This window comes from Gemmata obscuriglobus, assembly GCF_008065095.1.
GTDB classification, from domain to species: Bacteria; Planctomycetota; Planctomycetia; order Gemmatales; family Gemmataceae; genus Gemmata; species Gemmata obscuriglobus.
This window is the reverse complement of the sequence record NZ_CP042911.1, coordinates 1,839,444-1,853,547: the sequence shown is the minus strand read 5'-3', so window position 1 is coordinate 1,853,547 and position 14,104 is coordinate 1,839,444. Positions and strand designations below refer to the sequence as shown.

The 14,104-nt window shown below is 66.0% G+C and carries 11 protein-coding genes; 5 read left to right on the top strand and 6 right to left on the bottom strand.

What is annotated here, in order from left to right:
- Positions 1–165 precede the first annotated feature (165 nt).
- Positions 166–1,743: a serine/threonine-protein kinase gene (locus GobsT_RS07680; RefSeq protein WP_010041784.1), complete on the top strand. Its 1,578-nt coding sequence runs from the start codon at positions 166–168 to the stop codon at positions 1,741–1,743.
- A gap of 51 nt (positions 1,744–1,794) precedes the next feature.
- Here the strand turns inward: GobsT_RS07680 and GobsT_RS07675 are convergent, their stop codons facing one another.
- Complete coding sequence (locus tag GobsT_RS07675) at positions 1,795–3,042, bottom strand: PQQ-binding-like beta-propeller repeat protein (protein ID WP_010041785.1); 1,248 nt, start codon at positions 3,040–3,042, stop codon at positions 1,795–1,797.
- 710 nt (positions 3,043–3,752) lie between these two features.
- Between GobsT_RS07675 and GobsT_RS07670 the strand changes: the two genes are divergently transcribed.
- Positions 3,753–4,400: a thioredoxin family protein gene (locus GobsT_RS07670; protein WP_010041788.1), complete on the top strand. Its 648-nt coding sequence runs from the start codon at positions 3,753–3,755 to the stop codon at positions 4,398–4,400.
- Positions 4,401–5,378: 978 nt separating this feature from the next.
- Here the strand turns inward: GobsT_RS07670 and GobsT_RS07665 are convergent.
- Complete coding sequence (locus GobsT_RS07665; RefSeq protein WP_081471694.1) at positions 5,379–7,994, bottom strand: S41 family peptidase; 2,616 nt, start codon at positions 7,992–7,994, stop codon at positions 5,379–5,381.
- Positions 7,995–8,182: 188 nt separating this feature from the next.
- Between GobsT_RS07665 and GobsT_RS07660 the strand changes: the two genes are divergently transcribed.
- The 3 genes from GobsT_RS07660 to GobsT_RS07650 all read left to right on the top strand — a co-directional run bounded on the left by GobsT_RS07660 (position 8,183) and on the right by GobsT_RS07650 (position 10,869).
- Entirely contained in the window at positions 8,183–9,865 is a 1,683-nt protein-coding gene (locus tag GobsT_RS07660; RefSeq protein WP_010041796.1) for a DUF11 domain-containing protein, read from the top strand.
- Positions 9,866–10,022: 157 nt separating this feature from the next.
- Positions 10,023–10,214: a hypothetical protein gene (locus tag GobsT_RS07655; protein WP_010041798.1), complete on the top strand. Its 192-nt coding sequence runs from the start codon at positions 10,023–10,025 to the stop codon at positions 10,212–10,214.
- Positions 10,215–10,407: 193 nt separating this feature from the next.
- On the top strand, positions 10,408–10,869 hold the full coding sequence (locus GobsT_RS07650) for a hypothetical protein (protein ID WP_010041800.1): 462 nt from the start codon (positions 10,408–10,410) through the stop codon (positions 10,867–10,869).
- A 40-nt stretch (positions 10,870–10,909) separates the two neighbouring features.
- Here the strand turns inward: GobsT_RS07650 and GobsT_RS07645 are convergent, their stop codons facing one another.
- The 4 genes from GobsT_RS07645 to GobsT_RS07635 form a co-directional block, all read right to left on the bottom strand.
- Positions 10,910–11,569 carry an RraA family protein gene (locus GobsT_RS07645; RefSeq protein ID WP_109571224.1) on the bottom strand — a complete coding sequence of 220 codons (660 nt, stop codon included), beginning with the start codon at positions 11,567–11,569 and terminating at the stop codon, positions 10,910–10,912.
- A 116-nt stretch (positions 11,570–11,685) separates the two neighbouring features.
- The gene (locus tag GobsT_RS07640; RefSeq protein ID WP_010041814.1) at positions 11,686–12,642 is read right to left on the bottom strand and encodes a metallophosphoesterase family protein; all 957 of its coding nucleotides are present in this window, start codon (positions 12,640–12,642) and stop codon (positions 11,686–11,688) included.
- Positions 12,643–12,771: 129 nt separating this feature from the next.
- The gene (locus GobsT_RS37600; protein WP_010041815.1) at positions 12,772–12,930 is read right to left on the bottom strand and encodes a hypothetical protein; all 159 of its coding nucleotides are present in this window, start codon (positions 12,928–12,930) and stop codon (positions 12,772–12,774) included.
- Between the two features lie 68 nt (positions 12,931–12,998).
- A complete protein-coding gene (locus GobsT_RS07635; protein WP_010041816.1) occupies positions 12,999–13,949 on the bottom strand; it encodes a DUF1559 family PulG-like putative transporter in 951 nt (316 codons plus the stop codon).
- Positions 13,950–14,104: the final 155 nt, after the last annotated feature.

Below are 14,104 nucleotides of genomic sequence, written 5' to 3'. Positions count from 1 at the left end.
GAGCGCGTCTGGTTCGCGATCCGGTTGTTGGCGTGTGCGCTGGCGTTACCCCATTACGGCACTGGTGTTCCGACCTGTGCTACGAAACACCAGGCGCGGCCAACCGGACCGGGCGTCGGGCTCTGTCTCCTGACTGCGTCCCCTGTCCTCTGACTTTTGAGTCTTATGGCTACTCCCGTCACGACCGCGGCCGAGTACTGCACGCTGCTGGTGAAGAGCCGGCTGCTCCCGCCGGAAGAGGTGAGCGCGCAGTATCACCAGTGGCAACAGGAGAAGCCCGGCCCGGACGACCGCGTGGACTCGTTCCGCCGGTTCCTCGTCGCCCGCAAGTGCCTGACCGACTACCAGGCCGCGATCGTGCAGCGCGGCCGCGCCGACGGGTTCTTCCTCGGCGGGTACAAGATCCTCGACCGCATCGGTAAGGGGCAAATGGGCGGGGTGTATAAGGCCGTCCACAACTTCGGGCAGGTCGTGGCGCTGAAGATCCTGTCGGCGTCGCGGGCCAAGAACCCGCAGGTGCTGGGGCGGTTCCAGCGCGAGGCCCGGTTGCTCACCCAGCTCGACCACCCGAACGTGGTGCGCGCGTTCCAGGTCGGCGAGAGCGGCGGGGTCCACTTCATCGCGATGGAACACATTGAGGGCGAGACGCTCGCGGACGTGCTGGAGCGCCGCAAGCGGTTGCCCTGGCCCGAGGTGGTGCGGCTCGCGACGCAAACGCTCGACGGGCTCCAGCACCTGCACGAGCGCCGCATGGTGCACCGCGACCTGAAGCCCGCGAACATCATGCTCACCCCGGAGCCGGCGAAGGGCAAGCCCGACACCACACTCGACGCGACCGTCAAGATCCTGGACGTCGGGCTGGGCCGCGAGTTGTTCGACGACAGCGTTCCGGAATCCCAGGCGGACGCGAAACTCACTCTGGAAGGGTCGGTGCTCGGCACGCCCGACTACCTCGCCCCCGAGCAGGCGAAGGACGCAAGCACCGCCGACATCCGGGCGGACCTCTACTCGCTCGGCTGCTTGGTGCACCAGTGCGTCGCGGGGAACCCGCCCTTCCCCGAGTCGAACATCATGGCGCAGATGCTCAAGCACGCGACCGAGAAGGCGCCGCCGCTGAGCACGTTCGTGTCCGACCTGCCGAACGGGTTCCAGCAGGTGCTCGACAAGCTGCTCGCGAAAACGCCCGAGGCGCGGTACCAGACTCCGACCGAGGCGGCTCTCGCGCTAAAGCGGTTCACCACAGGCGGGGCCGCGCCGGCGCCGAACCTCCAGCCCGCGTTCAAAGACTGGCTCGAAAGTGAGTCGCAGTTGGAAGCGCCGAAGCTGCCGACGGCTCGACCGGCGAAACACGATTCGGCACCCGCCCTACCTATGAAGCCACCGGCCCCGGCGCCGAAGGCGACTGCGAAAGCGGCGCCGAAAGTGGGCACGGCCCCGACGCCCGCACTCGCAAGCACCCCGACGCCGCCACGGGCCGTCCCGACCGCGGCTCCGATACCCGTCCCGGTGCCGGTGCCGCTACCGCTGCCGCCGGGAGAGATCAACGTCGAACTGGTGGCCGACTCGGGAGCGCTGATGGCCCCCGAACCGGACCGTCCGCTCTGGCAACCGGACCGCCGCGACTGGATCATGCTCGCCGTGGGCGCGTCCGGCGTGCTGTCGGCGGTCGGGCTGGGGTACGGGATGGCCCGGCTGCTCCGAAGGAAGCCCGAGCGCCCCGAAAGCGACGCCGGTTCCAGTTGACCGCTTCACCACGGCCGCCGGTCGGCTCCGCTCCTCCGGGAGTGGGGCGCGTTACCGGACGCCCCACCGCCACATCGTCAGCCCGGTCAGATCGCGAATCACCACTTCGTCGCCGCACACCGCGAGGTGCGCCCACGTCTCCGCGTCGGCGACCTTCCTCTGGTCCAGCAGGTCGAACTCCTTTGCGCTCGCGCGGAACAGGTACAGCGTCCCGCGCTGGTCGAGGGCCAGCACCTTGTCGCGGTTCGCGACCAAGCTCCAGTAGTCCCCGAACCGCTCCTCCGAACGCCAGACCTCTTTGCCGGTTTCGAGGTTCGTGCAGAGCAACCGCTTGTCCTTTCCGAGCAAATAGGCGTGGCCGGCCACCACCACCGGCGAAGTCATGTTGCCCTCGTATTTGAAGCTCCAGGCGTCTTGGGCGGAGTACTGGCCTCCGTCGCTCTTCAGCCGCAGCAACCGGGTGTTCCCGCCATAGGTGCTGGTGAACACGCCGTCGTCGCCCACCGGCACCGGGGTGAGAATGTTCATCCCGCGGAACGAAGGGATCTCTTTCACCCACAGTTCCTCGCCGGTGCCGCGGTCCACCCCGGCGAGCTTCGTGCGCGTCTGCACGAGCACCTGCTCCTTGCCCGCGAGCCGCGCGAACACCGGCGACGAGAACGCGGACCCCATGGTCCCGCCGCCGTCCTTGAGTGCCGTCCAGAGCACCTTACCGGTAGCCTTGTCGAGCTTCGCGAAGCACCCGCCGGCCTGGACGTACACGCCGGTGTCGTCGACGAGCGGCGAACAGACGAACCCGAAGTCGGGGGGCGGAGCGCCGAACTCCTTGACGAAATCGCACCGCCACCGCTCCTTCCCGGTGGCCCCGTCCAGCGCGACCAGCAGGTCCTTGATACCGGCAACGAACAGCGTTTTCCCGTCGAACGCCGGAGTCGAGCGAATCCAGCTCCCGTTCTTCGCGGCGAAGAACGGCACCGTGATGGCGCCCTCCCACGAAACCTTCCACAGCTCCTTTCCCGTCTTGCGGTCGTGGGCGGTGACGACTTCGGTCTTCTTGTCCACGGTCTGGGTCGTAAACACGCGGTCGGCGGTCACGATCGGTCCCGAGTAACTGGGGCCGAGGTTCTCGACACGCCAGACGCGTTTGAGAGCGTCGCCGCCCAACTTGTCGGGCCAGGCGGCACCGGCGACAAGACCGTCCCGGGTGGGGCCACGCCACTGGGGCCACACCTCTGGCTCCGCGCCCGCCACCGGCGGAACCAACAGGAGCACGCAGGCGAACGCACGGATCGGGCTCATGGGCATTCCTCGCATGGACAACGGCCTGACCCAGTGGTTTCGCTCGGGCAGTCGAGGCGGATTCAACGCCCCTCACCGTTTGAGGTGTAATCAACCCGCTGGTAGAGCGAGCGCCCACCATGTGGGGCGTCAAGGGTGTAATAACGATTCAAAAGACTGAGCAGACGGACGTAAGTGCGCAGCGTTTTTGACGATCCGCACTGCTCGGAAGCGGGATACATCACCCGCTCCCGAGCGGTCCCGACTCGTTTCCGAGCGTTACCCCATCCCGGCAGCGTGATCAGTTTGTCCTGCGACGCGCCAACGGGCGACGATGCGACGCTCTGATACCAAATCCGGTTGAAGAGTAACCGCTCGGCAGGGTGTCGGTTGCACCCGCCTGCGTTAGCGGGCGGGTGGCGCTCCCAACCACCGTTACTCTTCAGTCGGATTTGGTATGAGACAGCAAAGGCTACCAACAAACCTCAATAAACAATATCACACTACAACAATTAAAAAACTTCACATTAATCCCGAATTATCTATTCTCACCAGAACACCACGCGGCAAATGTCCAGTCTTGACTCATTACGCAACCGAATTATTCCGAATTTTCCTTTTTTAACGGCTTTAAGGTTCACATCTGCGGCAGAAATGTCTATAAACGGCAATTCCCGCGGCATGTAAGGCGCGGGAGATCGCCCACCAAGTGGTTACACCAGGAGTAATGCATGACCACGACGATTCTGGCTGCGATCGCCCTGTCCGGTGTGCTGGCCCCGGCTGCAAAGCCCGAGTTCCAGACGCACACCGATTACGCTTCCGCCCTGAAGCTCGCGGCCAGTGAAGGCAAACCGATGGCGGTGCTGATCGGGACCGGCAACCCGTTCGCCAAGGTGCTGAACGACTCGGCCATGACCGACGAGGCCGCCAAGCTGCTTCGTGACAAGTTCGTGTGCGTGGCGGTGGACACTGGCACCGCGAAGGGCGCGGAACTCGCGAGCCAGTTTCAGCTCACCGACGGACTGGTGATCAGCAGCACCGGCGGCACCTACCAGGCGCTGCGCCAGCCCGGCGCGGTGTCGGCTGGGGACCTCGCCAACCACCTGAGCACCTACGCGAGCGCTCCGAACACCCCGAGCACGACCGTGACCGTGGGCGCCCCGGCGGCCGCCACCAGCGCGCCGTACACCGCGTACCCGGCCCCGCTGTACCGCGGGAGTTGCTCCGGGGGGGGCTGTTCGGGCGTGATCCAGAGCGGCTACCTGCCGACCGTCGGCGGCTGCGCGAGCGGCCGCTGCCCGACCGTGATCCAGGGCGGTTACGTGCTGCCGACCATGGGCGGTTGCGCGAACGGCCGCTGCCCGACCGCTCGCTAACCGACCGGCACGGAATCGTATCGAGCCCAAGGTAAAAAAGACGCGGCCGGCGGATCTCCATCCGCCGGCCGCGTCCGAGGGTCACCCTCCCGGGTGATTCACTTGTTCAAAGGGCCTTTCACCGGCGTCCCTGAGAGGGACGGGAACGGCAACTCTGTGTTGTTCGCCCCCGGCGCTGGCGCCGGAACAGGCAGCGCGGACGGAGGGATCAGTCCTCCATCGTTCAGCGACGGCATCGGCCCCACTTCAATCGGCCCGCGGCCCGGGACCACCGGACCGGTCACAGACGGGCCACCGGGGACCAGCATCCCTCCCCCCGTCGGACACGGCACTGAAGCACCGGTTGCGGTGTCGAAGCAGCCGCTGCTGCGTCCCACCGTCCGGCACGGCACATCCGACGACGAGCGCGAGCTGAACCAACTGTGGCGTTCGCCGCACGCGGAGCGGCAACCGGTCTGGGCCGCGATCAGAGCCGCGACGGCGGCGACCAGAAGCGCACGGCGGAACATCGCGGAACCCCTCGTGTCGTGCCTCGCCTGCCCCGTTACGTCGGCCGGCGCACCGCACTTGAGCTAATTCTGCTTCGTGCCCCATTTCTCGCAATGAAACGCGCGCAACAAAACACACACGCGCAACAACTCCGCCGGGCGCAGCCGGCGCAAGTCGTCAAGCCCCTACATTCGCCACAACGAATTCAAAAAGAACACATTTGCCAGATTAACTATCATGGACGCGGCGGATCGTGGCCGCTGGGAAGACAGCCGGTGCTGTCACCTTCTGGAAGTGAGCCCGGCAGCCAAGAGCAGAATGCTTGCGTTCTGGGGAGATCGACGCCTCGTCCCATCCGGTGATGAAGCGTCGGCTTCAGATTTCAGACAACGAGAGGAGTAACGAGATCGGCCGCGCGCAAACACGCCCGGCGGGTACTGGCCCGCCGGGCGTTGATAGACCGCGTTTAGATGCACCGAGCCGGCGCGATCACTTTCGGTTGACCAGCCCCTGGAGGTGCTCAAGCGCCTTCGCCAGTTGCTTGTCCTTACCCGGGTCGACCGTCGGCGCCTTCTTGCCCGGCACCGGGATCACTTCGAGGTCGCGGCTGTACTCGAACCAGTCGGCCAGCTCCTCGCGGGTCATCTTGAGTTCGAACCCGGCGTCGGGCTTCACGCCCCACTCGTCGCGGGACTTCAGCTCGGTCGACTGCTCCATCGCCACCTTGTCGATGTTGCGCCCGCTCGGCGGGTAGTACCGGGCGACGGTGTACTTGACCCGCCCGCCGGTCGCGTCGTACTCCTCGACGTGCTGGACGCTGCCCTTCCCGTAGGTCCGCTCGCCCATGATCGTGGCGCGGCTGTGGTCCTGCAGGCACGCGGCCAGGATCTCGCTGGCGCTGGCGCTGTTCCCGTTGATGAGCACCACAATCGGGAAGCTCCGGTCGCCCGCGCTGCGGCCCGAGTAGGTGAACGTGGCGCCCGCGCCGCCCCGCTCCTTCGTGGTCACGATCGCCTCCTTGCCGACGAACTGCTCGCAGATGTCGATGACGGCCTTGAGCGACCCGCCGGGGTTGTTGCGCACGTCAATGACGAGCCCGTTGAGGCCGGTCCGTTTCAGGGCCGCCACCGCGCGCCGGACATCGGCCGGCGTGCCCAACTCGTTGGACACCGTGATGAACTGGCTCAGGTGCAGGTAGCCGATCTTGCTCTTCTCGTCGAGGTAGTAGCCCCAGTCGTTCTTCTCGTCCCGCTTGACCCCGTGAACGGTTTCCACCATCACATAGTTGCGGGTGATGCGGTACACTTTCGGCTCCGGTTCACCTTCCCGCGAGACGACGAGCGAAACCGGGGTGTCCGGGGCGCCGGTGATCAGGTTCACCGCGTCGTCGGTCTTCAGCCCCTTCGTGCTGTGGACCTTCTTGGCGTCGGCCGGGAGCGGCTTGCCCTCCTTGTCCACTTCGAGGCGGATCTCCGTGATCAGGTCCCCCGCCTGAATACCCGCGCGGAACGCCGGGCTGCCTTTAATCGGGGTGACGACGAGGAGCCCGTCGCGCACGGCCTCGCGGCGGATTATAATCCCGACGCCCGGGAACCGGCCGAACAGTTGGCCCTGTGTGCGGAGCCACTCTTCCTTTGTGAAGTAACCGGCGTAGGGGTCGTGGAGGGCGCCGACCAGCGCGCGGACGGTCACATCGGCGCCCTTCGCGCCGTCGAGGTCCTCGCGCTTGCCGAGCCGCAACCGGGCCTCGGTGAGCAGCTCCTTGCCGCGCTCGTCGCTGATCTTCTCGGGGGTCTTGATCGTGTCGGCGATGTCGGCCGGGACGGGTTCGTCGGCCTCGGCGAACAGCCCCTTCACCGCGAGGGCGGTGAGCTCGCCGCGGGTCATCGGCTTGATGTACTCGGCCGACAGCTTGTAGATCGCCGGCAGCACCTTCCGGGTGAACTCCGCGGCGGCGTCGGTATCGAGCTTCAGGTCCTCGAGCAGCTTCTTGCGGTGCGCCTCGAGATCGGCCACGGTGGCGCCGCCGTCGGCCAGCTTCTGGTACTCCTTGCGGAGCGCCTGCGACCACTTCAGCTTGGGCATCCGGAACAGCAGGTCCACGCCCTCTTTAACGAGGTCGGGGGTGAGCTTGCCGGCCTTCGCGAGCCCCTCCACGGCGTCGAGCCGCTTCTTGATGGTGTCGGTCTCGGCCGGGTTGCGGGTGACCCAGAACTTGCTGGCGCCGCGGCCGACGAAGACGGGTTCGAGTTCCTTTTCCTTGTCGGTTTTGCCGGTCGCGCGGGCCGCGTTCGGGATCTCTTTTTCGAGGTACTTGAGCAGCTCGCGGGTGGTGACGATGCCGTCCGACTCGTAGCCCTCGTTGTACGGCGCCTGGTCGGCCTTCCCGCCCAGCGCGTCGGAGAGCACGGAGTAGAACAGGCCGTGGTCGCCCTTCGTGAGCGCGTCCTGGAACGGCGGGTTGCCGAGGACCAGCACCCGGTTCGGCGGGAGCATGTTCTCGTCCTTCTCGTCGCCGAACACGAGCTTCATGATCTCGAGCCAGCTCGGCTCGAGGATCTTCTCGGCCCCCGCGTCGACCCCGCCCTTGTACTGCACGTCCATCAGCAGCAGGACGTTCTGGCTCTTGAACTTCTTAAACGCCGGCTCCAGGTCGCTCATCAGCAGAGCGGTCTTCGCCCGGTCCTTCACCGTGCTGTCGTTCGTCAAGAAGCACGGCTTGTCGCCGGTGGACGACCCGCGGCCGAAGAACGCGAGGATCACGGTGTCGTCACCGCCGGTGGCGGCGGCGGCCGCGTCGACGGCCTTCACCACCGCCTCGCGGGTCGCACCCGAAGAGGTCAGGAGCTTGGCCCGATCGGGGGAAGCGCCGAGGTACTTTTTGTCGGTGAGCAGCGCGTGGAGCGCCTTCGCGTCCGCGTCGGCGGTCGGCCGGGGGCTGATCGCCTTGTCCTGGAACTCCCCGACGCCGACGACCACGACGTAGGGTCCCTGAGCTTTTCCGCCGGCCGGCTCCGCGGCCGGTTCTGCGGCGGAACCGACCAGGGGGGCCGCCAGCAGTCCTATCGCAGCAAGTGCGCCTATCGTCCACGCTCGCGCGTTCATCAAACTGTCCCTCTCCGGTTGGCCGGCATGGCCGATAACTAACACGCCATTGTCAACATTGGGTGGAACCCGTCAACCGCATTTGCGGGGCCGCGGTCGCCCCGACTTGACCTTTCGCAGCTTCGCTGAAAACACTATATCCCCACCGCGAGTCGAACGAACACCGGGACGCAGGTGAGGGTGCATTCATGAGCCGGTGGCAGCACGCGCGGTCGGCGGCGGTCGGCGGGGCGGTGGTGGTCGTGGTGTGGGCCGTGATCGCCCTGACCGCGCCGGCGCAACACCCTCAGGAACCGGCCAAACTCACGTTCGGCAACCTCCCACCCGCCCTACCGGCCGAAACCGAGCACTTCACGCCCCTGGACGTTCCGACGGGAGAAGTTGAGCAGGCTCAGCTCTTGCAGCGCGTGCCCGGCACTCCGGGCCAGTTCCCGCGGCCCGCGACCAACGTTCAAGACCCCGCGTACCCGGTCGTCACCGTCCGCGTGCGCGTCCCGGCCGACGCGCTCGACGGGGAGAACATCAAGTACGTCCTCACCGTGCAGAACGTCTCGGCGGCGGACGCCCACTCCGTGAGCCTCCGTAACCCGCTCGCGCCAGAAGCGGCCGAGTTCGTCACCGCGAAACCGATGCCCGACGACGCGAAAACCGACAAGCAACTGATTTGGAATCTCGGAACGCTCAAAGCCGGCAAGTCGCAGTCGGTCGAACTGACCTTGCGCCCCAAGCCGGGCACCAAGGAGCTGAAAAACCTCGCGTACGTGCGGTACGAGCACGGCCAAGCGGTAACGACCAAGATCGGCACCCCCACGGTCAAGGTCACGAAGTCCGCGCCGAAGCAGGCGGTGCGCGACGAAGCCTACACGGTGCGCATACTGGTGCAGAATCAGGGAAAAGTTCCCGCAGAAGGCGTGCGGATCATCGAGAACCTGACACAGTCCGCCGAGTTCGAACCGATCACGACGGGCGCAACTCGCGCACCACACAACGAAGGCCAGCAGTGGCGCTGGGACCTCGGGCGCATGCTCCCGGGCGAGCGGAAGGTGATTGAGTACCGAGTCACGGCGCGCGAGGCGTCCGAGGTGTTCACCCTGACCAACGTGACCGGGTCGAAGTTGGTCGCGGATCGCCCTTCGGAAGCCCGGACGGAAGTGCTCGTTCCCGGCCTCGAAATGAAATTCACCGGCCCGACCGGGAACGAGGTGGTCAAGCCCGGCGAGTCCGCCAAGTACGAAATCGTGGTGCGCAACACGGGAACGCTCCCCAGCACGAACATCAAGGTCACGGGGAGCATCCCGGTCAACTGTTTGCCCACCAGTCGGACCAACGGCGGCACCGTCTACCGGGACTCGGTGGTTTGGCAGATCCCGCGGCTGGAGCCCAAAGAGGCCGTGTCGCTGCGGTACGCGGTGAAAGCGAATACGAACGGGCGGTGGGTGCTCACGGCGCGGGCCGCGGACGCGCGCGGCATCCGCACATCGCAAGAGCTGGCGACCACGTTCGAAGGCACGGCGGCACTGCTGTGGGAAACACTGTTCCCGCCGCAGGCCGTTCAAGTCGGCAAAGAAGGCACATTCACGGTAAATGTGAAGAACGTCGGCGGCGAGGCCGCTCGCAAAGTGCAGCTACTGATTGATATCCCGGACAATGTGAGTGTAACGGGTTCCACACCGAAGGGGAGAACGGACAGCAACACCATCCAATTCGAGGCGGAATCGATCCCGGGTAACGGCGAGCGGACCTACACGCTCACGTTCAAAGGGACCAGGCCCGCCGAAGCGTGGTTCAAACTTCGGCTCACGGCGGACTGCCTCGGCGACCGCCCGATGCAGACCGAAAAGATGGTCGAGATCATCGGCGGCGCGAAATGAGGGCCGACGGCGCACCGATCAGTAGCGTTTTCTGACAGCGTGCCGATAAAACTGCGCACCCGAGCGTGACAGCCGCGGCCTTGCGTGCCAAAGGAATATTGGGCCGTGACACGAACGCGCCCGTTCCTCGGTATCCGATTCCCGCGGAGGATTTCACGTGAAGCGACTGGCCGGTCTTGTACTCACCGTTCTTAGCAGTGTGCCCCTCATCTGGGGCGGTCTCTCGGTACTCAGTGGTTCGGCCGGCGCCCGGATATCAATCACGGACGACTTCTCCGTCACCGCCCTCACCGGCGGGCTGATCGGAGTTACGACCTTCACACTCGGCCTCATCTGGCTGAGGGACTGAACGCCCGGCCAGCCGGTTGTGTCGTTCTGGCTCCGCCTCTTTCGCTTGACACGATCAGGTGCTACGCTTCAAGTATGCGGATCACCCCGTAGATGTCCCGTGTTTGGTCGCCGCCTCTGACCGGTATCGACTAACGGGGCCACGGCCCGAGATTCGCCTCTCCCACAACGGCGCCCCACGGAGGAGGGTTCCCATGACCGCATTTTCACCACCCCCGTCCCCGCGCGCGGTCCGAACGAGCCCCGCGCGGCTCGCCGCCGTACTCGCCCTTCCGCTCGCGCTCACCGGGTGCGGCGCGCCGACCGTGCCGACCGCCGGCCAACCGCCGTCGTCGGGCGTCGGTACGCAGGACCCGCCCTGGGTGGCCCTCCGGTCGCAACTGCCGGCGCCGGACGCCGACCGCATTACCTACGACGAGCAGACCGGGGTTCTCAAACTGTACGACCTGCCGGGTAACGACCGGTGGATGATTCAAATGCCCGGCGAAGAGGCCGGCCGCCCGTCCCCGGCGCAACAGCGCATCCCGGCGGGAACGCCGCTCGCGCACGTGTGCGTGTACTACGTGCGCCCGGGGATGAAGCCGTCCGCCCAGATCAGCGTCAAGCAGATCCGTGAAACCGGGTTGGCCCACAACAGCCTCGCCGCCCTTCGCTGACGCGTGCCGAACGTCGGGACGCGGCCACCGCGCCCGGCGTTCAGAGGATGCCGTACTTTTTGAACGCCTCGGCGGTGGTCATCCCGCCCGCGAGCGCCTTGCGAACGAGGTTCTCGCCGCTCACCTTCTCCTCGGCGAGCCGCAGCACCTCCTCCGCCACCCCGTTGGGCACCACGACCACACCGTCGTGATCGGCGAGAATCAGGTCGCCAGGGTACACCAGTACGTCCGCACACGAGATGGGAACGTTGTGCGCGGTCACGTCCAGTCGCCCGAGACTGTCCGCAGGGTGAAACCCGACATGAAAGACGGGGAACCCCATCTCCCGAATCGCGAGCGAGTCGCGCGTGGGGCCGTCGAGTACGACGCCGCGGCACCCGCGGTACGTCGCGGCGGTCGAGAGCAGCTCGCCCCAGAAGCTACACGCCGACTCCGACACCACCAGCACGTCGCCCCTCCGGAGCGAATCGGCCGCCGCCAGTTCACCGGCATACGGTTGTGCTGGCGATTGCTCGCGTGCGGGGACCGTCTGGACGGTGAGCGCGAACCCGGCGGCCTTCGCCTCGGGCCAAAGGGGGCGGACCCGCGGGTTCATGCTCTGGTTGCGGAACCCGAGCTTGTCCAGCACATCGGCAACGACAGGGGTGTAGAGCTTGGCGAGCCGGTCGGCCCACTCGATCGGGCGGTTCGGAAGTGACATTTTTGGGTGTGGGTTGGGTTCTGGTGTTTGGTGTTTCACCGTCGCGGTTCACATACTACCGCTCGGGCAAAATACGAAAACACCAAACACCAAACACCAAACCACACCAAACACAATCAGTCCTTCAGTTCCTTGCCGTTCCACTTGCGGGCGGCCCAGCCGTAATCGACGAAGTCGTAGCTGAACGTGCCGTCGGCGAACAGGTCGATGGCCCCGTAGCACGGCGGGAACCCGTACTCGCTGCCGTTCCACCACGCGCCGCACGCGGCCCCGCCGCAGATGTACCACACCCCGCGGTACTCGCACCGGTCGCACGTGTGCATGTGCCCGCTCAGGCACAGTTTCACGTGCGGGTTCTTGCGGAACACCTCGCTGATGGCCCAGCAGTCCGTGTGGTGCCAGATGCCCGGGACGACGTTGTCGTTGTTCTTGCGGCAGCTGTCGCCGTACACCTGCGAGGTCACGCTCAGGATCGGCACGTGACTCAGCACAACGGTGGGGAGCTTGGTCTTGGCCAGGTCGGCCTTGAGCCAGTCGAAGTGCTCGGGCGAGAGGGTCGCATACTTCGGCCAGTTGCACATGCTGTTGAGCGAGACGAAGTGCCACCCGCCCTTGTCGAAGCTGTAGTACGGGGCGGGCATGCCGAGCACTTCGGTCATCAGGCCGAAGCCCTTCTTCTCCGCGGGCACCTCGGCGGTCGGCTCGTTGCCGTCCCAAACGTCGTGGTTGCCGAGGCAGGAGTGGATCGGCGCCGGGGCGGCCTTCACGGCCTGCTTCCAGAGCGCGACCTGCTCCGCGGCCTTCGCGCCGGTCGTCTTGCCGTCGACGGCCATCACGGCGTCGCCGGTGTTCAGGATCAGGTCCGGCTTGCCGTCCCGGCGGTTCGCCATGTGGGCGAACATCGCGGCGACACCCTTACTGGCGTCGCGGTCCTTCGTGATGTGGACGTCGGTGATGTGCGCGGCCCGCAGCACCGGCTTGCGGTCCGCGGCGCGCGCCGTGGAAACGAACCCGGGCAGCGCGGCGGCGCCGAGTGCCGCGCCGAACAGGTCGCGGCGGGTAGGGGAAGTCATGGTGCTCCTCGTTCGGTTCTGGGCGCGAAAGCCACACCAGTTTTGGTTGTGTTAAAGCCCCGGCGGACGGCTCCGCGGCCCGCATCGGGGCCGCTGGTAACGGTGCCGCCCACAGACAGGAACAGCCCGTTACTTCTTCTGTCCGGCGCCGGGACCGGGACCGGCACCTTGCTCCTTTTGCTTTTGCTTGTCCGTCGGGGCCGTGTTGACGGTGGGGGCGGAGTCGCCGCACCCAAGGGCAACGAACACGCAGAAAGCGAATAGGGCGAGCGCAACGAACCGCCGCATGGTGTGTGATCCGAAATTGTGATAGGAGTGGGGCACGGTGATCCGGCCCCAGCCCAGAAACGGAAAGCTTACCAGTCGCTCCCGAGCACTTCGCCGCCGGTCGCCGTCTGGGCCGCCCACCACGTGTCGCCGGACACGCCCGCGGCGACGATTCGCACGCTGCCGTCGGCCATGGCGACCGGGAGCCCGCCGGAGCCCATCTGAGTGGCCAGCCGGAAGTCGCAGGTGGCGGTCTTCCCGGCCCACGTCGGGTTGACCTGGAACTTGGTCGCGGCGCCGGTGATGTACCCCTCGCTCGAGGTGCCGTTCTTCCAGTAGTTGATGACCGGCATCCACTCGTACCAGTCGCTGGCGTTGGCGTAAGGGGCGATGTTGTACAGGGGCGAGGAGTACGAGGCGCGGTACGCGCTAGGGCCGCGCTCGCACGCGGCCGTGCGGGCCGTGAAGGCGATGGTGTTCGAGGTACCGTCGCTGACGCCGAGGATGTTCTTCTTCGTGTCGAGGATGAACGTCGGACTGGTCGTCTTGTTCACGAGCCCGCCCAGCGCGAGGTAGTTGGCGACGTAGCCGGTCACGCTGTAGATCCCCCAACCGCTGTCGTTGTACGCGCCGTTCGACTGGGACGGGTCGAGCGGGTTGATGAACGGCTTCGGCGGGGCTTGGTTGTAGGTGATCGCGTAGTAGTGCCCGCTGTCCCCGGCCCGGGTGTCGACCGACCGCTTCAAGTTGTCCTGCTCGATGTACGGCAGGACGTGAACCACCCACGAACCGTCCTTGTACCCTTTCGACGGTCCGTATTCAACGAACGCCGGCGGGAGGTGGCCGATCGAGTCGTTGTAGTTGTGCGTGGCCAGCCCGATCTGCTTGAGGTTGTTCTGCCCCTGGGTCCGCGCGGCGGCCTCGCGCACCTTCTGCACCGCGGGCAGCAAGAGCCCGATCAGGATCGCGATGATCGCGATCACCACCAGCAGCTCGATCAGCGTAAAACCGGCCTTTTCGTTCCAGTTACGACGAACCATGGGAACCCTCGGGAGAAGGATGATACACGTGAGCCGGGGCGGCACATCTGTGATGAGAGAGTACTGAGACAGGCTCGGGGCTACAACGCAGCAAGCATGAAGATCTCACTAAGCACCCGACAATCTGCATCAATCAGAAAAATATCACCGGGGCA

Coding starts and splice junctions, on each gene's coding strand:
- GobsT_RS07680 (WP_010041784.1), top strand. CDS start 166: ATGGCTACTCCCGTCACGACCGCGGCCGAGTACTGCACGCTGCTGGTG.
- GobsT_RS07675 (WP_010041785.1), bottom strand. CDS start 3,042: ATGAGCCCGATCCGTGCGTTCGCCTGCGTGCTCCTGTTGGTTCCGCCG.
- GobsT_RS07670 (WP_010041788.1), top strand. CDS start 3,753: ATGACCACGACGATTCTGGCTGCGATCGCCCTGTCCGGTGTGCTGGCC.
- GobsT_RS07665 (WP_081471694.1), bottom strand. CDS start 7,994: ATGAACGCGCGAGCGTGGACGATAGGCGCACTTGCTGCGATAGGACTG.
- GobsT_RS07660 (WP_010041796.1), top strand. CDS start 8,183: ATGAGCCGGTGGCAGCACGCGCGGTCGGCGGCGGTCGGCGGGGCGGTG.
- GobsT_RS07650 (WP_010041800.1), top strand. CDS start 10,408: ATGACCGCATTTTCACCACCCCCGTCCCCGCGCGCGGTCCGAACGAGC.
- GobsT_RS07645 (WP_109571224.1), bottom strand. CDS start 11,569: ATGTCACTTCCGAACCGCCCGATCGAGTGGGCCGACCGGCTCGCCAAG.
- GobsT_RS07640 (WP_010041814.1), bottom strand. CDS start 12,642: ATGACTTCCCCTACCCGCCGCGACCTGTTCGGCGCGGCACTCGGCGCC.
- GobsT_RS37600 (WP_010041815.1), bottom strand. CDS start 12,930: ATGCGGCGGTTCGTTGCGCTCGCCCTATTCGCTTTCTGCGTGTTCGTT.
- GobsT_RS07635 (WP_010041816.1), bottom strand. CDS start 13,949: ATGGTTCGTCGTAACTGGAACGAAAAGGCCGGTTTTACGCTGATCGAG.